The sequence below is a fragment of the Flavobacterium enshiense DK69 genome (assembly GCF_000498495.1).
Lineage (GTDB): Bacteria > Bacteroidota > Bacteroidia > Flavobacteriales > Flavobacteriaceae > Flavobacterium > Flavobacterium enshiense.
This window is the reverse complement of record NZ_AVCS01000008.1, coordinates 23,884-46,171: the sequence shown is the minus strand read 5'-3', so window position 1 is coordinate 46,171 and position 22,288 is coordinate 23,884. Positions and strand designations below refer to the sequence as shown.

Genomic DNA, 22,288 nt, shown 5'->3' with positions numbered 1-22,288 from the left:
CAGTTGCCAGTGACTGCTCACTGCGACCGTTTACTGCTTACTAGATTATGCTTCTGCTAACATTTTTTGTCCCGCTTCGATAGCATCTTCGATGGTACCTTTCAAGTTGAACGCTGCTTCAGGTAAGTGATCCAACTCACCGTCGATAATCATGTTAAATCCTTTGATAGTATCTTTAATATCAACCAATACTCCAGGAATACCTGTAAACTGCTCAGCTACGTGGAACGGCTGAGATAAGAAACGTTGTACACGACGTGCTCTTGATACAGCTAATTTATCATCTTCAGATAACTCTTCCATACCTAAGATCGCGATGATATCCTGTAATTGTTTGTATTTCTGTAGAATCTCTTTTACTCTTTGCGCACAAGCGTAGTGCTCTTTTCCTAAGATTTCCGGAGTAAGGATACGAGAAGTAGAATCCAATGGATCTACCGCAGGGTAAATACCTAACTCAGCAATCTTACGAGACAATACCGTTGTAGCATCTAAGTGAGCAAACGTAGTTGCAGGCGCCGGGTCAGTTAAGTCATCCGCAGGTACGTAAACCGCTTGTACAGATGTAATAGATCCCGTTTTTGTTGAAGTAATACGCTCCTGCATTGTACCCATCTCAGTTGCCAATGTTGGTTGGTAACCTACCGCAGATGGCATACGACCTAATAACGCCGATACCTCAGAACCTGCCTGTGTAAAACGGAAGATGTTATCAACGAAGAAAAGTACGTCTTTTCCTTGACCTTCTCCAGCTCCATCACGGAAGTACTCAGCAATAGAAAGACCAGATAAAGCTACACGAGCACGAGCTCCTGGTGGCTCATTCATCTGTCCGAAAACGAAAGTAGCCTTAGACTCTCTCATTCCTGGTTTATCAACTTTTGACAAATCCCATCCTCCATTTTCCATAGAGTGCATGAAATCATCACCATATTTGATTATACCTGACTCTAACATCTCACGAAGCAAGTCATTTCCTTCACGTGTTCTTTCACCTACTCCAGCGAATACAGAAAGACCACCGTGACCTTTAGCAATATTGTTGATCAACTCCTGAATCAATACTGTCTTACCTACACCAGCACCACCAAACAATCCAATTTTACCTCCTTTTGCGTAAGGCTCAATCAAATCGATTACTTTAATACCTGTAAATAAAACTTCTGTCGAAGTTGATAAATCTTCAAATTTAGGAGCCTGACGGTGAATTGGCAAACCATTCGCACCATCTTTTGGCAAATCTCCAAGTCCATCAATAGCGTCTCCCATTACATTGAACAAACGACCATAGATATCTTTACCGATTGGCATTTGGATTGGACTACCTGTTGAAACCACTTCTGTACCTCTGCTTAGACCATCTGTTGAATCCATCGAAATAGTACGAACCGTATCCTCACCAACGTGAGACTGTACTTCAAGTACTAATTTTGTACCATCTTTTTTAATGATTTCTAATGAATCATAAATCTTTGGAAGTTCGGCATTTTGCGTGTTAAAAACCACGTCAACCACCGGTCCGATAATCTGTGCAACTTTTCCTGTAACTTTAGACATTGCTTATGTATTTATTAAACAGCTATTTACGTTTCTTGAAAAAACCTCTTTTTTCAGAGCGCAAAGATAGTTTTTAAATTAAAAAAAAGAAAATTAATTATTGAATTTTTTACAATAAAAAAGCGGACCGTAAAAATCCGCTTTAAATTTTATTCCACAGTAACCGATTTTGCTAGGTTTCTAGGCTGATCTACATTACATTCTCTCATCACCGCAATGTGGTATGAAAGCAATTGCAACGGGATTGTCGTTAATAATGGCGTTAATGCTTCCGATGTGTCAGGCACTTCAATCACGTGATCTGCCAATGCGCGCACCTGCGTATCTCCTTTGGTAACCACCGCAATGATTTTTCCGCTACGCGCTTTTATCTCCTGAATATTACTTACCACTTTATCGTAATGGTTCTGCTTAGGCGCAATCACCACTACCGGCATATGCTCATCGATTAACGCGATTGGCCCGTGCTTCATTTCGGCTGCAGGATAACCTTCTGCATGTATATAGGATATCTCTTTTAATTTCAATGCACCTTCCAATGCCACAGGGAAATTATAACCGCGTCCTAAATAAAGACAATTAGGAGCACCTTTATAAATTCCGGCAATGGTTTTGGCCACATCATTGCTTAACAATGCTTCTTCCACTTTTTCAGGAATCAATTCCAATTCCAACAAATAACGCTGGTAATCAGAATTACTCATCGTTCCTTTGGCTTTAGCCAAACGAAGCGCAATCATGGTCAACACAGTAATTTGCGTAGTAAACGCTTTGGTTGATGCCACCCCGATTTCCGGTCCGGCATGCGTATAAGCTCCGGCATGTGTTTCACGGGAAATAGAAGACCCAACTACATTACACACACCAAAAACGAACGCGCCTTTTTCTTTCGCCAACTTAATTGCCGCTAAAGTATCAGCGGTTTCCCCAGATTGCGAAATAGCGATAACCACATCATCCGAATTAATAATCGGATTACGGTAACGGAATTCGGAAGCATATTCCACTTCAACAGAAATACGCGCGAATTCCTCAATAATATATTCTGCCACCAATCCGGCGTGCCACGAAGTTCCGCAGGCAACAATAAGGATTCGTCGGGCATTGGTAAATTTCTCAAGATTATCTTCCACACCGGCCATTTGAATAATTCCTTTATTGGCATGCAAACGACCACGGTACGTATCTTTAATCACACTTGGCTGCTCGTAAATCTCTTTCAACATGAAATGATCATAGCCACCTTTTTCAATCTGCTCCAAATTCATCTGCAATTGCTGAATGTATGGATCAACTAACGAATTGTCTTTGATTTTACGAACCTTCATCGGTTTATGCAAACGAACTATCGCCATTTCCTCATCTTCCAGATAGATAGCATTCGTAGTGTATTCAATAAAAGGAGAAGCATCGGATGCAACGAAGAATTCATCCTCCCCGATTCCGATAGCCAACGGGCTTCCCAAACGCGCCACAACCATTTCCTCAGGCGTTTTTGTATCCATAACCGCAATGGCGTAGGCTCCAATCACTTGGTTTAAGGCAACCTGAACCGCTTTCCCTAATTTAAGGTTGTCTTTTTTCTGAACTTCTTCAATCAGGTTTACCAAAACTTCGGTATCTGTATCGGAATGAAAAACATATCCGCGGTTCATTAATTCTTTCTTAAGCGGCTCATAGTTTTCGATAATTCCGTTATGGATAATCACCAATTCCCCGGAATTCGAAAAATGAGGATGTGAATTCACATCATTAGGAACTCCGTGTGTAGCCCAACGGGTATGCCCCATCCCTACAGTTCCTTTTAGTGATAATTCTTTTTCGGCTTTGGCTTCCAGATCAGAAACTTTTCCTTTTGTCTTGGAAAGATTAAACTTTCCATCCTCGCACAAAACCAAACCTGCACTGTCATACCCACGGTATTCAAGCCTTTTCAACCCTTTGATAATCACAGGATAAGCCTCTCTGTGACCTATATATCCAACAATTCCACACATAACTAATCAAGTTTAGGTTTTGTATAGTAAATCTCTAATTTAAGTCTTCTTTTATAATCCATCGCCTCCGGTGAATTCCCCGGTGTATTCGGCGCCGGTTGAGGAATATTTCCTTTATACAAAATCGTTCCTAACGGACTAAGCACCGATCCAAGCGGAACAATCTCATTTGCCTGCTCTCCGGGAGCCGGTTTCCTGTATGCATTGGTTGACACATTAATATTTTCCGTAACCGACACACCAAGCGTATAATTCGTCGAATCTTTAAAAATCAAATTTTTCATGTGATCTGTGATTCGGATTTTGTATTTAACTCCATGACCCGCGGCGTCTTTTTCAATAATACCGCCAAAACCCATTTTACTTAATTTTGGATTTGAACTATTGGTCGAACCGTCAGTGAAATAATCCACAACCGGTCTTTTGTTTTTGGCATCGTAAACATAAATTCGGTTTGGCTCCACAAACTTAGAATTTACCATCTCAGCTTTATCCACATAAAAAACAAGATTCGCTTCGTTGATCATCCAGTTTTTTGCCGCAACTTCTTCTCTTAATTCCCTTAAATCGGTCGGGACCCCATTATCATCAACACGAGATAAATCAAACAAATCAAAATGAGCAACAGAACCAGCACCTCCTTTTAAACCAATTCTGTTCGAATTAGTTGGCAATGCATGATTCGTATCAAAGAAATTAACGCTATTCCCTCCTAATTTAATCTGTATAAATCTTCTGACTCTTGGTATCGGTGTTGCAGGATTATTATCATTATCTGTATTAGATGAATCCATTTTATAATTTACTCTAATATATCCTTTTGAAAAATCCAACATTGCTAAAGCCCCCTGATTGCCGCTTAATGCCTCGACCTGAAAATACAATCCTTTGAAATACCCTTTAAAGGCATTTTGACTTGACAACATATCCTTTGGCGCCTTTAGAATTTTTTCTGTAAAATACTTTGCATTCAGATTTAACCATATTCCCGGCGGAAAACGCTCTTTAACAACGCGATCATCAATATTCGAATCATCAATCACATCACCATCTGCATTCAAATAACCACCCGCACCATTAGTCTTATAAATAACACGTTCCTTTGCATCGAAGAAAAACGCTTCGTTTTCAGACGCTTCTGAGCTGTTATTCAGATAGGGGCCTTGCAGAACGGAGTTTCCGTTACCATCTGCACCCAACATGCTTGCTTCAATTTTATTTTTTTCATCAGAGAAGTGACGATTGACACCAAAGGTATTTTCCGGATTGTAGTTCTCCAGAAAGTATCCATTTTCATACACTTTCAACTTGAACTTCTGCTGAGCCAAATCAGTAGTGCCTTCATCACCATAAATCGAATCCAATTCAAACTTTCTTATCCCATCCCCATCAGAATCGCTTGCTTTATCACTATCGTAGTAGAATGGCACGTACACCCAGGCAGAATCTGCCACAGGATTATTTTTAATGTCAATACTTGAAATATTTTGCAATTCGCCCTGTGTCACAAAGTGAGACGTAGTCCTCCCGAATTTCGGGTCAACATAAGTCCCCAATGAATTTACGCTAAGATTATTGGTCTGTACCGGACCGGTAAGAAAGTTATTGGTAAAAACTTCCAACGAATCCTTCTCAAGATCAAAATAGTCTTGCCCAACAATATCCGAACCTATAGTATTAAAATCCTTATCACAAGAAGCAAAAAGAACGATGGAAACCAACAATAAAAGCTTCTTAGCTAATGCAAATTTGTTCATGTTTTGTAAATCGGTTTATTATAAAACCTGTGTTTTGTAAAAATTAGTATATACTTCTGCAAATTGATCTTTCGGAACGAAAGGTAAAAAAGGTTTATTCGAAGTTTCTATAAATTTTGTTAAACTTGACGACACTTCCTCCGAAGCAATAATCACCGCATCCGAATGCATGATTGATGCCTTCATGATGTTTTCAAAATTCGGCTCAGACAAATCACTAACTGATTCTTGAGGCACATTGTCGAAAGTTACTTTCTTAAGCATCTCCATATCCAACGTACCGTCAAAAGACTGACTATAAACGGACGTTACAATTTTGGTATCGGCAAAAAGCGCTTCGTTTTTGTAGAAATGTTTCATGTATACCGGCAACATAGCAGCCATCCAACCATGAACGTGGATAATATCCGGAACCCAGTTCAGTTTCTTAACGGTTTCCACTACGCCTTTGGCAAAGAAAATGGCGCGTTCGTCATTATCTGGATACAAGACACCTTCCTCATCCGTAAAGGTAGCTTTACGCTTGAAATATTCGTCGTTATCGATAAAATAAACCTGAATGCGTTCTTTCGGGATCGAAGCAACTTTAATAATCAGAGGCATATCCATATCATTCACCACCAAATTCATTCCTGACAATCGAATCACCTCATGCAATTGATGTCTTCTCTCATTAATATTTCCGTATCTCGGCATGAAAATGCGTATTTGACCTCCCTGATCGTTGATCATTTTAGGCACATCATACGACATTAAAGAAACCTCATTTTCAGCCAAGTAAGGCACTACTTCAGATGATACATACAATATCCTCTTATCCTCCATTTGTATTTTAGTTTTAAAATTGGGTACAAAAAACATGCAAAATTACAAAAATTTATGCAGATATTAGACAAAATAGTAAGTTTGCAGTCAATTTAAACCGGAAGAAAATGTTAATTTTCAGTAAAAAGTCTGATTTAACGGCACATTTGACAACTGTACGTTCTCAAAAAACCAAAATCGGCTTTGTCCCTACCATGGGTGCCTTACACCAAGGACATTTGTCACTGATGCAGGAATCCCTAAAAAACAACACAGTAACAGTGGTAAGCATTTTTGTAAATCCCACCCAGTTTAACAACGCCGAGGATTTAGCAAAATATCCAAGAACACTCGAGCGCGATGTGGAAAAGATAAAAACACTTTCCGACAGCATCATCGTATACGCACCTTCTGTAGACGACATCTACGAAGGCAACACAAAATCCACTTCTTTCAATTACGACGGACTGGAATTTCAAATGGAAGGCGCACATCGTCCCGGCCATTTTGACGGCGTGGGAACTATCGTGAAAAAATTGTTTGAAATTGTAACTCCAGACAATGCCTATTTTGGCGAAAAGGATTTTCAGCAGTTGCAGATCGTAAAAAAAATGACTGAAAAACACAAGCTTCCGGTAGTCATTCACGGCTGTCCGATTCATCGCGAACCCAACGGCCTGGCAATGAGCTCCCGCAACGAACGTCTTTCGGAAGAAGCAAGAGATGAAGCAGCAATGATCTACAAAATCTTAAAAGCAGCCAAAACGAAATTCGAAAAACAAACTGCGAAGGAAGTCAGCACTTTTGTCACAAACGAATTCAATAAATACCCGAATTTCCAACTGGAATATTTTGAAATCGCCGACGAAGCCACATTGTTACCATGCAAAAGAAAAAGCAAAACCAGAAAATATCGAGGTTTCGTAGCTGTTTTCATAAACAACATTCGATTAATAGATAATATTTCACTAAATTGATATAACTTTGCAGTATGCAAATTCACGTTGTTAAATCCAAGATACACCGCGTAAAGGTGACTGGAGCCGATTTAAATTACATCGGAAGTATTACCATTGATGAAGCTCTAATGGAAGCTTCCAACATTCATGAAGGCGAAAAAGTATCCATCGTAAACCTCAATAACGGAGAACGTTTGGAAACTTACGCAATTACCGGACCCAGAAACAGCGGTGAAATCACCCTGAACGGACCGGCTGCAAGAAAAGTTCACAAAGGTGATATTATCATAATTATTGCCTACGGAATCCTTACCTGCGAAGAAGCTAAAACCTTCAAACCGGCTATTGTATTCCCTAACGAGAATGATAATTCACTAACATAGCTTGAACGAAAAAGTTAAAAAAACAATAGGTATTGTACTCCCGCTTTTGCTGGGAGTTTTTTTGGTTTTTTACACTTACAACAAGTTTACCGACCAGCAATTGGAAGAAATGAAAGGCTATTTTAAAAATGCCAACTATAGTTTCATTGCAATTTCATCTTTCTTTTCTATTGTAAGCCTGGCTGCACGAGGCTACCGTTGGCGCTACAGCCTGGAACACATGGGTTACCTTTCGAGTTTCCCGAATAATTTTTCCGCAGTCTGCATCGGATATCTGATGAATTATACGGTTCCCCGTTCGGGCGAAGTTTCGCGTGCACTGGTGCTTAAAAAATACAATGACATCCCGTTTGACAAAGCTTTCGGAACCATTATTGCCGAGCGCGTAATCGACCTTTTTATCCTTATCGGATTCATTTTTACGGCACTCATACTCCAATTTGACCAACTGCAGGCCTTTCTTTCCAGTATCATCCCGGTTGAAAAATTAATATATGTCGGATTCATTGGCGCGTTTGGGTTCATCAGTGTTGTTTTGCTCTTCATTTATTCGAATTGGAAACCGATTGTATTCATAAAAGAGAAAGTTGCAGGTTTAGTTGAAGGCCTTTTAAGCGCATTCAAAATGCCACACCGTGTGCCTTTTATGATGTATACAGCAGTCATTTGGGTTTCTTACGTACTTACATTCTATTCCGCCGTATTTGCCTTGCCGGAAACCAGTGGCATCAGCATAGGCGTAATCATCACTGCATTCGTGGTTGGAAGTTTAGCCGTTACCTTCACTAATGGTGGATTTGGAGCCTTCCCGTTAATGATTGCCCAAATCCTGTTACTTTATAACATTCCTGAAACCGCCGGAACAGCCTTCGGATGGATTTTATGGTCTTCACAAACCGCGCTTGTTGTACTTTTGGGCGGTATTTCGTTTTTACTTTTACCTGTTTTCAATCGAAAAAAATAATTTGCTATATTGCTGTTCTATTTTAACAGTTAAATACAGTAAATTTCATGAAAACCAAATTGCTCCTACTCCTCACGTTTGTAACGGGTTCCTTGTTCGCACAGCGCTTTGACGAACCGTTTGAATCTCAAAAACTGGGCGTTGCTCGCGATATCAGTATCATTCTTCCGCCTTCTTACGAATCGGCCAAGGAAAAGAAATACCCGGTTTTCGTGGTTTTGGACAGTGAATATTTATTGGATCCTGTAATGGGAACGATGAAATACGGCGCGTATTGGGATGATCTTCCGGAAGTGATTATAGTCGGAATCAATCAGAACAAAGGAAACGAACGCGAATATGACACACAATTTGACGAAGATGGGCTTCCAACCGAACAGGGAGCAAAATTCTTCGAGTTTATTGGGATTGAATTACTGCCATATATAGAGAAAAAATTCCGAGTGGCGCCTTTCCGCATGATTGTCGGACACGATTTGACAGCCTCATTTATAAATGCTTATCTGTATAAAGACAACCCGGTTTTTAATGCTTATCTATGTTTAAGCCCTGAATTGCCGGCCGAAATGGAAACCCGTATTCCCGATCGACTTAAAATTGCTCAAAAACCCATCTTCTACTATCTGGCTACAGCCGATGGTGATTTAAAATCGATGAGAGAACGCATAAAAGTCCTTGATGAAGGAGCAAAAGCGGTAAAATCAGATTTTGTAAAATACTCTTTTGACGATTTCAAAAATACTTCGCATTATTCATTGGTCCCGTCTGCCATCAATAGTGCCATAGCCACAATTTTTGAAGGCTACCAGCCAATTTCAATGAATGAGTTCCAGGAAAAATTGGGCAAACTGGAAAAAGGGCACACCCAATATCTTGTGGACAAATACACGAACATCCAAAAGAAACTGGGCTTTATGCCGAGGATCCGTCTTTCCGATTTCAAAGCCATTGAGGCCGCCATCATGAAAAACAAGAACTACGAAGATTTTCTTCCGCTCTCAGAATTGGCAAAGAAAAACTACCCGAAAACCATGTTGAGCGAGTATCATAAAGCCATGTATTATGACAATATGGGAGAGCCTAATAAGGCCCAGAAAGCGTTTATGACCGCCTTCGGACTGGCACCTATTCGTGACCTTACCAAAGACATGATGCTGGAGCGTGCCGATGCCATCAAAGGACAATTGAAAAAAGAGAAGAATCGCGATAATGAAGCGACTGAAGAGCCGACAGAAACCCCTGCGGAAACTCCTGCTGATGCTCCAACAGAAACGCCAACAGAAACCCCTGCCGAACAACCGAAACAATAATAATGTCGAAAATAAAAACCGCCTTTTTCTGCCAGAGCTGTGGCACCCAGTTTGCCAAATGGCAAGGACAGTGCACATCCTGCAAGGCATGGAATACCATTGTAGAAGAAGTCATCCATAAAGAAGAAAAAGTGGCCTGGAAAAGCGAAGCTTCTCCGGTTAAAAAAGCCGCTAAGCCTTTAAAAATAAAAGAAATTGACTCTGTCGAAGAAATCCGTTTGAACACTACAGACGGAGAACTGAACCGGGTTTTAGGCGGCGGAATAGTTCCTGGCTCCTTAACGCTTTTAGGTGGTGAACCCGGAATAGGAAAGAGTACGCTATTACTTCAAATTTCGTTGAAATTACCCTATAAAACCCTCTATGTATCCGGCGAGGAAAGTCAGAAACAGATAAAAATGCGCGCTGAAAGGATTACAGCCAACAGCGACAACTGTTACATCCTGACCGAAACCAAAACACAGAATATTTTCCGTCAGATTGAAGAAATTGAACCCGAAATCGTGATTATCGATTCCATTCAAACCTTGCATACCGATTATATCGAATCGTCACCGGGAAGTATTTCGCAAATCAGGGAAACCACGGCCGAATTGATAAAATTCGCCAAGGAAACCAATACTCCGGTTATTCTTATCGGACATATTACCAAAGACGGCAACATTGCCGGGCCGAAGATTCTGGAGCACATGGTTGACACCGTTTTGCAGTTTGAAGGCGACCGAAATCATGTGTACCGCATTTTGCGTTCGCTCAAAAACCGTTTTGGTTCCACGGCAGAATTAGGCATTTATGAAATGCTCGGTTCGGGATTGCGCGAAGTAGCCAATCCGTCTGAGATTTTGATTTCCCATAAAGACGAAGAACTTTCGGGGACAGCCATTGCCTCTACATTAGAAGGCATGCGCCCGCTAATGATAGAAATACAGGCACTCGTTTCCACCGCTGTTTACGGAACGCCGCAACGCAGCACCACGGGTTACAATGCCAAGCGCCTCAACATGATTTTAGCCGTATTGGAAAAACGTGCCGGTTTTCATTTGGGCTCCAAGGATGTCTTTTTGAACGTGACAGGAGGAATTTCCGTGGACGATCCGGCAATTGATTTGGCCGTTGTGGCTGCGATTCTTTCATCCAACGAAGACATCCCGGTAGAAAAAAACTTTTGTTTTGCCGGTGAAGTGGGGCTTTCAGGAGAAATCCGTCCGGTAAACCGTGTGGAACAACGCATACAGGAAGCTGAAAAATTAGGGTTTTCGACCATTTTCGTTTCCAAATACAATAAAATATCGCTTAAGAACACGCTAATCGAAATAAAAATGGTAGCGAAGGTTGAGGATGTCGTTTCGGAACTATTTGGGTAGATAACCTTATTAAGACCATAAAAAATATCGTCTAATTAATTACCAAGAAAATATGAACATTAAAACATTACTACTGGTCTGTGTGACTTCACTTTTAGTTTCCTGCAACAAGGCTGATGTTTTCAGTAAATTAGATAAAGATTTTCCGCATAACCGATGGGAACAGACCGATGCAAAAACCTATGAGTTTACGATTAGCGATGACACGAAATTATACGATCTGATTTTCAGGTTCAGCTATGTATTTGATTACCAATTCCAAAGTATTCCCTTGGATTTTACCATCACAGATCCTTCCGGAAATGTAGAAAAATTTTCACTGAACCTGCAGATAAAAGACAGTTCCGGAAAGGAACTAGGTGACTGCATAGGGGATTTATGCGATTTACACCATACCATTAAAGAAAAAGCAAAACTGACCAAAGGAAACTACAAACTGACGGTAGCCAATTCCTTCCACGGACCTTATTTACCAAATGTCTTTGGCGTCGGATTGGATGTTTCCACAGCTAAATAAAAATAAGAAACCAACAAAAAAGCAGACTTCTCAGTCTGCTTTCCTATTTATTATAATGGACTATTGCATTAATTAATCAATGATATCAAAACCGGTGTATTTGCGTAGCACTTCCGGAATCACGATTCCTTCCGGCGTCTGGTAATTTTCCAGGATTCCCGCTAATACGCGTGGCAATGCCAATGAACTTCCGTTTAAAGTGTGTACCAATTGCGTTTTACCGTCTTTTCCTTTGAAACGTAATTTCAAACGGTTCGCCTGGAACGTTTCAAAATTGGAAACCGATGAAATTTCCAACCAACGGTCCTGCGCTGTAGAAAACACCTCAAAATCGTACGTTAACGCTGAAGCGAAGCCCATATCACCACCGCAAAGACGTAAAATACGGTATGGTAATTTCAATTCTTTCAACAATCCTTTTACGTGCTCTACCATTCCGTCCAAAGCTTCGTGTGATTTTTCAGGATGCTCGATGCGAACGATTTCAACTTTGTCAAACTGGTGCAAACGGTTCAATCCGCGTACGTGAGCTCCCCAAGAACCAGCTTCTCTTCTGAAACATGGTGTATATCCTGTTGCTAAAACAGGCAATTCACTTTCCTGAAGAATAACATCGCGGTAAATATTCGTCACCGGAACTTCCGCAGTAGGAATCAGATACAAATCGTCTTTGGCATCGTGGTACATTTGGCCATCTTTATCCGGCAACTGCCCGGTTCCATAGGCGGATGCCTCATTGACCAAATGTGGCACCTGAACTTCCTGATAACCCGCTTCGGTATTTTTATCCAAGAAATAAGAAATCAAAGCACGTTGCAACTTTGCCCCTTTACCTTTGTATACCGGGAATCCGGGAGCAGTAATCTTCGTTCCCAATTCGAAATCGATGATATCATATTTTTTAATCAGTTCCCAATGCGGTAAGGCGCCTTCGTGCAACACCGGAATTTCGCCTTCCTGAAAAACATTCTCGTTATCATCGGCGGTTTTTCCGTGCGGAACAATATCGGCAGGAGTATTTGGCAATTTATACAACTCAAGGGTCAGTTCTTCCGAAACAATGTTCAACGCTTCTGAAAGTTCTTTTCCTTTTTCGCGTAGTTGAGTCGATTTTTCCTTTAAAATTTCAGCTTTGGCTTTTTCGCCGCTTTTCATCAATTCACCAATGTCTTTGGATAGCTTGTTCGATTCAGCCAAAACAGTATCCAATTCCACTTGAGTAGCGCGGCGTTTTTCGTCTAACGCTACCGCATTTGCAACCATTTCTCTGGCATCGATGTTTCTTTTTGCCAACGCCTGGATTACTTTTTCCTGGTTTTCTCTGATAAAAGCTATCTGTAACATATATATTGATTTTTAAGGTGAGCAAATTTAAGGAATTGTTTGATTAATTTAACAGTAAACAACGAAAGTTAGCTATTATCCCTTTATCTGAAGCAGTAATATTTAGTAAAATCACAATCATCGAATAAATTATTTTTTATTTTTGAAAATATTCTGACAAACATGAAGCACATCACCGTCCTTTTAGCATTAGCAATTACATCGATTGGCTTTTCCCAAGATAACCAAAATGAATTTCATAAATTGGTTCATTCCGAGATGAAAGCAGCAGCAGGAAAAATGAACTTCAGGGAAAATCCCAACACCCAAAACTACAACATAACGTATCACAAACTGGAATTTACAGTAGACCCTGCCGTCTATTTTATTTCCGGAATTGTTACCACCACATTTTCAGCCTTGTCCGATATGTCTACCGTAACATTTGACTTGACAAATCAGCTGACTGTAAGCAGTGTAAAGCAAGACAATACAAACCTGACTTTCACACAAAATACAAATAACGAATTGGTCATAACCCTGCCAGCCACATTAACAGCCGGTAATTCCACGTCGGTTATAATCACTTATTCCGGGGCTCCCGCTACAGGCGAACAAGCCTTTACAACCAGCACGCATAACGGCTCGCCTGTCTTGTATACGCTATCAGAACCCTTTGGCGCAAGAGACTGGTGGCCCTGCAAACAGGATTTAAATGACAAAGTAACAAGTATAGATGTTTACATAACCGCTCCTTTCCAATACACAAGTGTTTCCAATGGCTTGGAGCAAACACAAACCATAAACGGAGTGAATAAAACGACGCATTTCCATCATGGTTACCCCATCCCGGCCTATCTCATCGCTATTGCCGTAACCAATTACCAGATATACGAGCAGCAAGGAGGCTTAGGAACAACAGAAAGCCCTTTTTTCCCAATTATCAATTACATCTATCCCGAAACTGCATCCTCCACACAAACCAGTTTGTCAGTTACCCCGGGAATCATCAATACGTACGAATCCCTTTTTACTCCCTATCCCTTTAGGAATGAGAAATACGGACACGCACAATTTGGATGGGGTGGCGGAATGGAACACACCACAGTTTCCTTTATGGGAGGATGGAACAGGGATTTGATTTCCCACGAGATGGCCCATCAGTGGTTTGGCAACAAAGTAACCTGCGGCAGCTGGAAAGACATTTGGTTAAATGAAGGTATTACAGAATACTTATCGGGATTGATTGTGGAAAACATGGATGGCGCAGGAAGTTTTCTTTCCTGGAAATCCAACAAAATCAACAGCATTACATCGCAGCCCGATGGAAATTTATATTTGACAGACGAACAACTGACAGACGCCGACAGAATTTTTGATTACCGTCTTACCTACAATAAAGGTTCGATGGTAACAAACATGATTCGGTTTAAAATGGGTGATGATAATTTCTTTCAGGCGATGCGAAACTACCTTAACGACCCTGCTTTGGCTTATGAATATGCAACAACACCACAGTTACAAGCGCATCTGGAAGCTGTTTCAGGAATGAACTTCACCGATTTTTTTAACGACTGGATTTACAAAGAAGGCTACCCAATTTACAACATAACCGCTCAAAACTGGGGGGCCGGCTTGGCAAAAATAACGATCAATCAAACCACATCCCATTCATCGGTACCTTTTTTTGAAATGCCGGTTCCTATTCGATTAATCGGTGAGAATGAGGAAACACAAGACGTTATCTTGGAGAACACTACAAACAATCAGGACTTCATTATCGATGTACCTTTCCGAATTTCTCAGATTCTTTTCGATCCGAAAAAAAACATCATTTCCAGAAACAGCACTACTGAAGTATTAATTGACAATTTTGATTTTATCACTTATCCAAATCCTTGTCATGATATCCTAACCATAAAACTTCCGGCAGATGTTGAATTGGAAAAAGCGGAAATATATAACATGTTAGGCCAATTGAATCTAAAGGAGAATAACCCCGTCATAAATCTGAGCCCACTTTCAAATGGTGTATATATATTAATTGTCAATACTTCTGCCGGAACTTTTTATAAAAATCTAATCAAAGAATAAAAGAGTAACAATACAAAATTGCTTTACCCATAAACCATTTAACTTTTTTTAAGAAAATCACAAAACACACAACTGGTGTTGGATTAATTTTTACATTTGGGAAATTTTTTAACGAATATGAAAAAGTTTACCCTACTTTTTGCATTACTGTCAACCTACTGTGGCATCTCACAAACCCACGACGAAGACCACCATCGCATGATTGAAGCCGAAATGAAATCCGCTTCTAAAATGATGAATTTCCGAACCAATCCGAATACTCAAAACTACGACATAACCCATCACAAACTGGAATTAATCGTAGATCCGGCGGTTTATTTCGTAACAGGAAAAGTTACCACTACATACACGGCATTATCAGACATGACAACCATTACTTTCGATTTGGCCAACGAAATAACGGTGAGCAGTGTTAAACAAGGCTCCATAAGTTTAGCATACACCAGAAACGGAAACAACGAAGTAGTCATTACATTACCGAACACGCAATTATCAGGAACATCTCGCAGTGTAGAAATATCCTATTCCGGGACACCACCGGTAAGCGGTTTCAGCGCATTTGCCGCTGAAACCCATAATGGCACTCCTATTATGTGGACACTGTCCGAACCGTACGGCGCTAAAGATTGGTGGCCTTGCAAACAGGATTTAAACGACAAAATAAACAGTGTGGATATCTATGTCACTGCTCCTTCCGCCTACACCTGTGCAGCAAACGGGATGCAACAGTCCGCAATAATTAACGGGACTAACAAAACAACTCATTTTCATCACAACTACCCGATACCTGCCTATCTGATAGCCTTTGCAGTCACCAACTATCAGATTTACAACCAACAGGGCGGATTAGGTACAGCTGCTAGCCCATATTTTCCGATAGTGAATTATATTTACCCGGAAACAGCGGCATCAACACAAACAAGTTTAGCGGTTACCCCTACGATCATCAATTTGTATGAGTCTTTAGTAGGCTCTTATCCTTTCAGAAATGAAAAATACGGCCATGCTCAATTTGGCTGGGGCGGCGGCATGGAACACACCACGGTTTCCTTTATGGGTGGCTGGAGCAGAAGTTTGATTGCACACGAAATGGCGCATCAATGGTTTGGCGATAAAGTAACCTGTGGCAGCTGGAAAGATATTTGGTTAAACGAAGGCATAACAGAATACATGTCAGGATTGGTAGTTGAAAATCTTGATGGCGCAGCCAGTTTTACAAGCTGGAAAAACGGAAAAATCAACAGTATCACATCACAACCCGGTGGGAATCTGTACTTATACGATTCACAGTTGTCAAACGTAGGAAGGATCTTCAGCAATACAATCACTTATAACAAAGGCTCAATGGTAGCCAACATGATCCGCTTTAAAATGGGCGACACCAATTTCTTCCAGGCTTTGCGTAATTACTTAAATGATCCGGAGCTTGCCTACGGTTATGCTGTAACACCACAATTTAAAGCCCATTTAGAAACCGTTTCAGGGCAGGATTTTACCGAATTTTTCAACGACTGGGTTTACAACGAAGGCTATCCGACGTACACAATTAATGCGCAAAATTTAGGCGGAAACCAAACAAGAATTACCATAAACCAAACAACTTCCCATGCATCAGTGCCGTTTTTCGAAATGCCGGTTCCTTTACGCTTAACCGGTTCGGGAGGCCAGACGCAGGATATCGTTTTAAACAATACAAGCAATGGACAGCAATTCACAGTCTCCACACCATTTTCGGTTACCGGTGTTGTTTTCGACCCTAATAAAAACATTATTTCAAAAAACAGTACGGCTACTTTAGGAAACGAGTCGTTTGAACTTAACCAGATTATCAGCTTATACCCTAATCCGGCTAACGATCGGATAGCGATTCAATTGCCGGAAGCTATCCAATTACAAAAAGCCGAAATTTACAATACACTTGGGCAATTGGTTGCAACAGAAACGAACGTGGATTTCAGCTTAAACCAACTGTCAAACGGCATTCATCTAGTTAAGATTACAACCTCGGAAGGCGTAATTCATAAAAATTTTATAAAAAAATAAGCAAACCAAAATAACTTGATAGAAAGTAAGGTGAAAACCTTACTTTTGTCGTTTATAACAAAATTCACTGTTTAAAATGATACAACTAGGACAGATCCTTTTCATATTATCCGTATTAGTAATTCTACACGAATTTGGCCACTATATCACGGCGCGAATGTTCAAAGTAAAAGTGGAGAAATTCTATCTTTTCATAGATGCCGGTTTCTCTTTATTAAAGAAAAAAATTGGCGATACTGAATGGGGAATCGGATGGCTGCCAATCGGAGGATATGTAAAACTGGCAGGAATGGTAGACGAGAGCATGGACATGGAACAAATGAAACAGGAGCCTCAACCCTGGGAATTCCGTTCGAAACCAGCCTGGCAACGTCTTATTATCATGTTGGGTGGTATCATTGTAAACGTCCTTTTAGCTTGGTTCCTATACACTGTGGTTTATACCACTTACGGACAAAAATATGTATCGACCGATAAAATCCAGGAAAACGGATTGTCTTTCGGGGAAACCGGACTGAATGCAGGCTTCAAAAACGGCGATAAAATCCTTGCTGTAGACGGAGCTTATCAACCTCGTTTCAACCGAATGGTATTGGATGCTTTATTAGGCGACAATATTGAAATCGAAAGAAACGGAGAAAAGAAAACCATTGTACTATCGGATGAAAACAAAGCTCAAATCCTGGCAAAAGAAGGACGCGATTTTGTTGGCGCAAGAAACCTGATTTCACAGGTCGTGATAGACAGCGTAGCACCTGTAAAAAACAAACCTTCTGTTTTTATGGCCGGAGACAAGTTACAGATGCTTAACAACAAATCATTCGTGTATTTTGATGAGTTAACGGATGAATTGAAAAACCACAAAGGCAAAACCGTTCCGGTTACCGTTTTAAGAAAAGACGCTCCGGTTACTGTTTCCCTTACGATTGACAAAGACGGAGAGGTGGGATTCGGCGAAAACATCTTTTTAGCCCCTTCTGCAGATATGGCTGCTTCTTCTGTTGATGAAGTTGTTCCGGGTTCGGAAGCAGACAAGGCAAAACTTCAGGAAAAAGATATCATTTTAGGCTTCAACAACAGGGTTTACGAAAGTTATTTTGATTTCACATCGCAATTAAAGCTGTCTGCTGACAAAGATGTAACGCTGAATATCTTAAGAGGAACACAAAGAATGAATTTACCGGCACATGTTGGTAAAAACGGAAAACTTGGATTTAGATTAAAATCGAACAATCAGCCAAGCTACGAAATCGTAAACAAACTGAGTGTTGCGCAAGCATTCCCGGAAGCTGTTAAAGAATCGTGGCAATTGCTGATCTATAACGTAAAGCAATTCAAATTGATTTTACGCCCTAAAACCGAAGCTTACAAACACGTAAAAAGTCCGGTTGGAATTGCACGCGCTTTACCAGACACATGGAACTGGGAGTTCATCTGGAATTTTACAGCCTTATTTTCGATCGGTTTGGCCTTCATGAACCTATTGCCGATCCCTGGATTGGACGGTGGTCATGCCCTATTTACCATTGCCGAGATGATAACCGGCAAAACTTTAAGCGAAAAAGCGATGGGACATGTGCAAACAGCCGGAATGATTATCTTGCTGACTTTAATGGTTTTAACCTTCGGAAAAGACATTTACCAGCTGGTAGCCGATAAACTTTTATAAAAATTTTTAATTTTTTATTTGCGAGTATAAAATTTCAGCTTATATTTGCACCGCATTAAAGGTAACACACCTTCCTCCTTAGCTCAGTTGGTTAGAGCATCTGACTGTTAATCAGAGGGTCCTTGGTTCGAGCCCAAGAGGGGGAGCAAAAAAAGCCATTCGCAAGAGTGGCTTTTTATATCTTTAAAATCAAAAAGTTCTTTTCATAAAAAATACAGTTTCCTCCTTAGCTCAGTTGGTTAGAGCATCTGACTGTTAATCAGAGGGTCCTTGGTTCGAGCCCAAGAGGGGGAGCTTTTAAAGCCTGACAGCAATGTCGGGCTTTTTTATTTCTGATACAATCCAACTCAGATATTGCACTCCTTCAACTTGATATAACTAAAGAAAAGCGGTCACTTAAACACATCCACAAATTAATTATCTATCTCAAAGTAACAAGTGTTACATTTTCATTACGACTATTTCGTAACTTTACGTAAATATTACAATTTTCAATGAGCAACTTTTTTCAAAATTGGCACTTCATGCGCTATTTCCGATTGGCTTTGGCATTACTATTAGGATATGAAGCCATCACAACCCACGAATGGTTTTTTATGATATTTGCAGCCTTTTTTCTTTTTCAGGCCATCTTTAATTTCGGTTGTGGGCCAAGAGGCTGTGCCGTGCCTCAAAAAAGAAATAAACAGTAACCTGCCATGAGTACATTTTCCGAAATAATAAACAAAGACAAACCTGTATTGATTGACTTTTTTGCCACATGGTGCGGACCTTGCCAAACTCTCTCCCCAATACTAAAACAAGTTAAAGATGACTTAGGCGAGAATGTATCGGTAATAAAAATAGACATCGATAAGAATCCGACCGTTGCTGCACAATTTCAAGTACGTTCAGTTCCCACCATGCTTCTTTTCAAAGATGGAAAGCAGTTATGGCGACAATCGGGCATCCTGTCGAAAAAAGACCTTGTCAGCATCATCAGACAACACAGCTAACCAAACATTATTTCGAAGAATTCAAGTAAAAAACAAACAAACCGACTACAAACCACAAAACAACAATAGTTATGAAAGCAAACATGGGAAATCGCGACAAATTCATCCGCATTGGAATCTCCATCATTTTAGCGGTACTGGTCGCAACTGAAGTCATTACCGGAACCTTAGGCTTTGTTGCATTAGGCATAGGAACAGTTTTTCTAATAACAAGCGCCGTAAGTTTTTGCCCTTTGTACTCGCTGCTGGGCATAAAAACCACACCAAAAACAACGGATGAAAAATAAAACAGCACTGCTTTGGTTAATCGGCTGCATCATAGGCACTGTCGCTGGTTATTTCTATTTTCTTTATTTCGGATGTCAGGGTTCATGCGCCATTACTTCAAGTCCGGTAAACAGCACACTCTACGGAACCGTTATGGGTGGGCTCGTGTTCTCTATGTTTGATACGAAGAAGAAAAAATAAACCGTGTATAGTTTTCACTACACTACTACCCTTGCTGTTTGCAGGGGTTTTTTAATTTCCCATCTCAGGTGCGATGACGAAACAAATTTGGTCTCTTTTTATTTTCGGGTAACACAAAAATAAATTTGAAAAACTTGTTTCAGTTTTTGTAACAGAAAAAACAAATTAAAAAAATTGTTGCAATGTGGCACCCATGAGACCATAACAAAGCGCCAAAAGAAATGTTACGGACAAAAAATAACAAAAAACAAATTTGCGGGATTTTTTAAGTTCTATAAGTTTTGTTTTTTTGCCCTATCAAAAACATCCCTTACACATTTATGAAAACCAAACTTTTTAAACTGATGACCTTTTTTTTGGTTATCTCAATGATTTCGTGCTCCAAAGAGGACACAACCGAGCAAACCACCCCGATTACTCAGGACGGAGGAGCAATTAGAGGTTCACAAATTGTAACGGTTACCTTTAACAATATTACGTTGACGCAATTTGAATATCAGGGAACAATTGGTGGGATTCCAGTCAATCTAGTTAAGACAGGCGAACATACACTGGCTTTTTACCTTCCAAATGAGGTATTGACAGGCGCCCACGATTTAATTATTCCCGGTTTGTCTAACGCAACTGTTCATTACAATATTTCTCCTACCTCCTTAACCGGGACTGCCGACGAAAATGTTGTAGATCTATTTGCCAACCTGAATGCATTTGCACAAACCTTAAATAACGATCCTCAAGCTGTTTCAGCACAAAACGCGATAAACACTTTAATCACGCATTACAACAATGCTTCAGCTGCCGAAAAAGCATCCATCGCAACTTTATATAAAGCCAACAAACAATTATTTGACCATTTAATCCTTACGGATTTTAGCGATATCACCGGCAGAAATACGGTAACGGAAACCAAGATACACATCAACAAACATGTGGCAGCAATTGCGTTAGTAGGAGTTGCAGCTTTAGGCGTTGCTACTTCACCTGTACTTGGCTGCGCAATTTTAGCAGTCGCCGGCTATAAAGCATACGAAGCCAATACAGAAGCACTGGCCAATATCTACGACAAAAACAGCGCAATAGTTTTTGGTTGGTTTAGCAACAAAAATAATGTGGTAGTCAACAGAGCTCCCGAAATCGTATTAACCGATAATATTGCCAAAGAGCTAACTTTTGAAATTAAAGAACGAAAATTAATCGCCAGTGATGCTTCAAAAACAGAACCATTGGCGGTAAAATACTTTAACAGCGTAAATTTATACAATCACATTGTAACGAAAAACAATCCGCTAATCAATCAAACTAACACTGCGGAGCATACGGATTTCGACACTCTGACCCAAGAAGTTTTACAAACTTCCAATCCAGATGTTATAAATCCGGTTGATAGTTCTTTTATGGAAAATGTAGAATTTAGCTCGAGTAATTCCAACGTATCAGTTGTCTCCGCAGCATTAAGCTCAAATGGACAGTTAAATCTGAAATTGAAATTAAATGGAACACCAACAGCACTACCCGTTCGAACTAACTTACATATTTCGTACAATGATGGTTTTAGTTCTTTCAGCGGAAATATCCCTGTAACTGTAGAGGCATCATTAGTAGGAACATGGACACTTGTTTCATTTGAAGACGGCGTTCCTTTGGGCACCTACGTAGATTTATTCACATCACCAAGTTGTCCTTCGGTTGCAACCCAAGCCTATACTGCCCTGAGTGAAACACTTATTATTGGAGAAAACACATATTCATTCATTGAAAAAGACAAATACAAGTTTTATAACAGAAGTATTCTAACCTCTAACTGCAGTATTGAAACGGATGCCGCAGATACTTTCGAAACATATACTGACACGGGAAGTGGCACTTATGTCCTTGATGGGAATACTTTTACTGCGACATCATCAAATGATGAAGTAGTGACGCATACTATTCAGTTTATCACCATCAACAAAGTCAAAGTTGGCGACAGAGTCTATGTACGCTAAAAAAAGCGCCTTATTGATAACCAGACAATAAAATAAAGCGCTATAAGGTTTCTTACATTAAAATGCAAAATTCTAAAAACAGTGGCAGATTGTAGTTTG

The 22,288-nt window shown here is 40.2% G+C and carries 19 protein-coding genes and 2 tRNA genes; 16 read left to right on the top strand and 5 right to left on the bottom strand.

The window, feature by feature from the left end; translation table 11 throughout:
* Positions 1-45 precede the first annotated feature (45 nt).
* From atpD to FEDK69T_RS05285, 4 genes are all read right to left on the bottom strand, one after another.
* Positions 46-1,557: a F0F1 ATP synthase subunit beta gene (atpD, locus tag FEDK69T_RS05300; protein WP_023573124.1), complete on the bottom strand. Its 1,512-nt coding sequence runs from the start codon at positions 1,555-1,557 to the stop codon at positions 46-48.
* Between the two features lie 149 nt (positions 1,558-1,706).
* Positions 1,707-3,554 (bottom strand): glutamine--fructose-6-phosphate transaminase (isomerizing), encoded by a 1,848-nt coding sequence (glmS, locus tag FEDK69T_RS05295; protein ID WP_023573123.1) that lies wholly within the window; start codon positions 3,552-3,554, stop codon positions 1,707-1,709.
* Between the two features lie 2 nt (positions 3,555-3,556).
* Positions 3,557-5,311 carry a DUF4270 domain-containing protein gene (locus FEDK69T_RS05290; RefSeq protein ID WP_023573122.1) on the bottom strand — a complete coding sequence of 585 codons (1,755 nt, stop codon included), beginning with the start codon at positions 5,309-5,311 and terminating at the stop codon, positions 3,557-3,559.
* A gap of 18 nt (positions 5,312-5,329) precedes the next feature.
* The gene (locus FEDK69T_RS05285; protein ID WP_023573121.1) at positions 5,330-6,136 is read right to left on the bottom strand and encodes a glycogen/starch synthase; all 807 of its coding nucleotides are present in this window, start codon (positions 6,134-6,136) and stop codon (positions 5,330-5,332) included.
* A gap of 107 nt (positions 6,137-6,243) precedes the next feature.
* Here FEDK69T_RS05285 and panC point away from each other — a divergent pair, with 107 nt between their 5' ends.
* The 6 genes from panC to FEDK69T_RS05255 are packed head-to-tail and all read left to right on the top strand — an operon-like array spanning position 6,244 to position 11,612.
* Positions 6,244-7,092: a pantoate--beta-alanine ligase gene (gene panC, locus FEDK69T_RS05280; RefSeq protein WP_023573120.1), complete on the top strand. Its 849-nt coding sequence runs from the start codon at positions 6,244-6,246 to the stop codon at positions 7,090-7,092.
* A 14-nt stretch (positions 7,093-7,106) separates the two neighbouring features.
* Entirely contained in the window at positions 7,107-7,457 is a 351-nt protein-coding gene (gene panD, locus FEDK69T_RS05275) for an aspartate 1-decarboxylase (protein WP_023573119.1), read from the top strand.
* 1 nt (position 7,458) lies between these two features.
* Positions 7,459-8,421 (top strand): lysylphosphatidylglycerol synthase transmembrane domain-containing protein, encoded by a 963-nt coding sequence (locus tag FEDK69T_RS05270; protein ID WP_023573118.1) that lies wholly within the window; start codon positions 7,459-7,461, stop codon positions 8,419-8,421.
* Between the two features lie 47 nt (positions 8,422-8,468).
* Complete coding sequence (locus FEDK69T_RS05265) at positions 8,469-9,731, top strand: alpha/beta hydrolase-fold protein (protein ID WP_023573117.1); 1,263 nt, start codon at positions 8,469-8,471, stop codon at positions 9,729-9,731.
* Positions 9,732-9,733: 2 nt separating this feature from the next.
* Positions 9,734-11,095 (top strand): DNA repair protein RadA, encoded by a 1,362-nt coding sequence (radA, locus tag FEDK69T_RS05260; RefSeq protein ID WP_023573116.1) that lies wholly within the window; start codon positions 9,734-9,736, stop codon positions 11,093-11,095.
* A 52-nt stretch (positions 11,096-11,147) separates the two neighbouring features.
* On the top strand, positions 11,148-11,612 hold the full coding sequence (locus FEDK69T_RS05255) for a gliding motility lipoprotein GldH family protein (protein ID WP_023573115.1): 465 nt from the start codon (positions 11,148-11,150) through the stop codon (positions 11,610-11,612).
* 72 nt (positions 11,613-11,684) lie between these two features.
* Here FEDK69T_RS05255 and serS read toward each other — a convergent pair whose 3' ends face one another.
* Positions 11,685-12,956 (bottom strand): serine--tRNA ligase, encoded by a 1,272-nt coding sequence (serS, locus tag FEDK69T_RS05250; protein WP_023573114.1) that lies wholly within the window; start codon positions 12,954-12,956, stop codon positions 11,685-11,687.
* Between the two features lie 162 nt (positions 12,957-13,118).
* Here serS and FEDK69T_RS05245 point away from each other — a divergent pair, with 162 nt between their 5' ends.
* From FEDK69T_RS05245 to FEDK69T_RS05205, 10 genes are all read left to right on the top strand, one after another.
* Positions 13,119-15,029, top strand: coding sequence for a M1 family aminopeptidase (locus tag FEDK69T_RS05245; protein ID WP_023573113.1), 1,911 nt, complete (start codon positions 13,119-13,121; stop codon positions 15,027-15,029).
* A gap of 117 nt (positions 15,030-15,146) precedes the next feature.
* Complete coding sequence (locus FEDK69T_RS05240) at positions 15,147-17,072, top strand: M1 family aminopeptidase (protein WP_023573112.1); 1,926 nt, start codon at positions 15,147-15,149, stop codon at positions 17,070-17,072.
* Between the two features lie 76 nt (positions 17,073-17,148).
* The gene (locus FEDK69T_RS05235) at positions 17,149-18,741 is read left to right on the top strand and encodes a site-2 protease family protein (RefSeq protein ID WP_035630288.1); all 1,593 of its coding nucleotides are present in this window, start codon (positions 17,149-17,151) and stop codon (positions 18,739-18,741) included.
* A gap of 72 nt (positions 18,742-18,813) precedes the next feature.
* A tRNA-Asn gene (locus FEDK69T_RS05230) sits at positions 18,814-18,887 on the top strand.
* Positions 18,888-18,961: 74 nt separating this feature from the next.
* Positions 18,962-19,035, top strand: a tRNA-Asn gene (locus FEDK69T_RS05225).
* A 200-nt stretch (positions 19,036-19,235) separates the two neighbouring features.
* Positions 19,236-19,433, top strand: coding sequence for a hypothetical protein (locus tag FEDK69T_RS05220; RefSeq protein ID WP_035630290.1), 198 nt, complete (start codon positions 19,236-19,238; stop codon positions 19,431-19,433).
* Between the two features lie 6 nt (positions 19,434-19,439).
* The gene (gene trxA, locus FEDK69T_RS05215) at positions 19,440-19,736 is read left to right on the top strand and encodes a thioredoxin (RefSeq protein WP_023573109.1); all 297 of its coding nucleotides are present in this window, start codon (positions 19,440-19,442) and stop codon (positions 19,734-19,736) included.
* Between the two features lie 71 nt (positions 19,737-19,807).
* Positions 19,808-20,023 carry a YgaP family membrane protein gene (locus FEDK69T_RS15660; protein WP_023573108.1) on the top strand — a complete coding sequence of 72 codons (216 nt, stop codon included), beginning with the start codon at positions 19,808-19,810 and terminating at the stop codon, positions 20,021-20,023.
* The gene (locus tag FEDK69T_RS15655; RefSeq protein WP_081711701.1) at positions 20,013-20,204 is read left to right on the top strand and encodes a hypothetical protein; all 192 of its coding nucleotides are present in this window, start codon (positions 20,013-20,015) and stop codon (positions 20,202-20,204) included. Before FEDK69T_RS15660 ends, FEDK69T_RS15655 begins: the two co-directional genes overlap by 11 nt.
* 320 nt (positions 20,205-20,524) lie before the next feature.
* Entirely contained in the window at positions 20,525-22,189 is a 1,665-nt protein-coding gene (locus FEDK69T_RS05205) for a hypothetical protein (RefSeq protein WP_023573107.1), read from the top strand.
* Positions 22,190-22,288 lie beyond the last annotated feature (99 nt).

Bases quoted from the DNA above. Each gene is read 5' to 3' on its own strand.
- atpD (WP_023573124.1), bottom strand. From the start codon at position 1,557: ATGTCTAAAGTTACAGGAAAAGTTGCACAGATTATCGGACCGGTGGTT.
- glmS (WP_023573123.1), bottom strand. From the start codon at position 3,554: ATGTGTGGAATTGTTGGATATATAGGTCACAGAGAGGCTTATCCTGTG.
- FEDK69T_RS05290 (WP_023573122.1), bottom strand. From the start codon at position 5,311: ATGAACAAATTTGCATTAGCTAAGAAGCTTTTATTGTTGGTTTCCATC.
- FEDK69T_RS05285 (WP_023573121.1), bottom strand. From the start codon at position 6,136: ATGGAGGATAAGAGGATATTGTATGTATCATCTGAAGTAGTGCCTTAC.
- panC (WP_023573120.1), top strand. From the start codon at position 6,244: ATGTTAATTTTCAGTAAAAAGTCTGATTTAACGGCACATTTGACAACT.
- panD (WP_023573119.1), top strand. From the start codon at position 7,107: ATGCAAATTCACGTTGTTAAATCCAAGATACACCGCGTAAAGGTGACT.
- FEDK69T_RS05265 (WP_023573117.1), top strand. From the start codon at position 8,469: ATGAAAACCAAATTGCTCCTACTCCTCACGTTTGTAACGGGTTCCTTG.
- radA (WP_023573116.1), top strand. From the start codon at position 9,734: ATGTCGAAAATAAAAACCGCCTTTTTCTGCCAGAGCTGTGGCACCCAG.
- FEDK69T_RS05255 (WP_023573115.1), top strand. From the start codon at position 11,148: ATGAACATTAAAACATTACTACTGGTCTGTGTGACTTCACTTTTAGTT.
- serS (WP_023573114.1), bottom strand. From the start codon at position 12,956: ATGTTACAGATAGCTTTTATCAGAGAAAACCAGGAAAAAGTAATCCAG.
- FEDK69T_RS05245 (WP_023573113.1), top strand. From the start codon at position 13,119: ATGAAGCACATCACCGTCCTTTTAGCATTAGCAATTACATCGATTGGC.
- FEDK69T_RS05240 (WP_023573112.1), top strand. From the start codon at position 15,147: ATGAAAAAGTTTACCCTACTTTTTGCATTACTGTCAACCTACTGTGGC.
- FEDK69T_RS05235 (WP_035630288.1), top strand. From the start codon at position 17,149: ATGATACAACTAGGACAGATCCTTTTCATATTATCCGTATTAGTAATT.
- FEDK69T_RS05220 (WP_035630290.1), top strand. From the start codon at position 19,236: ATGAGCAACTTTTTTCAAAATTGGCACTTCATGCGCTATTTCCGATTG.
- trxA (WP_023573109.1), top strand. From the start codon at position 19,440: ATGAGTACATTTTCCGAAATAATAAACAAAGACAAACCTGTATTGATT.
- FEDK69T_RS15660 (WP_023573108.1), top strand. From the start codon at position 19,808: ATGAAAGCAAACATGGGAAATCGCGACAAATTCATCCGCATTGGAATC.
- FEDK69T_RS15655 (WP_081711701.1), top strand. From the start codon at position 20,013: ATGAAAAATAAAACAGCACTGCTTTGGTTAATCGGCTGCATCATAGGC.
- FEDK69T_RS05205 (WP_023573107.1), top strand. From the start codon at position 20,525: ATGAAAACCAAACTTTTTAAACTGATGACCTTTTTTTTGGTTATCTCA.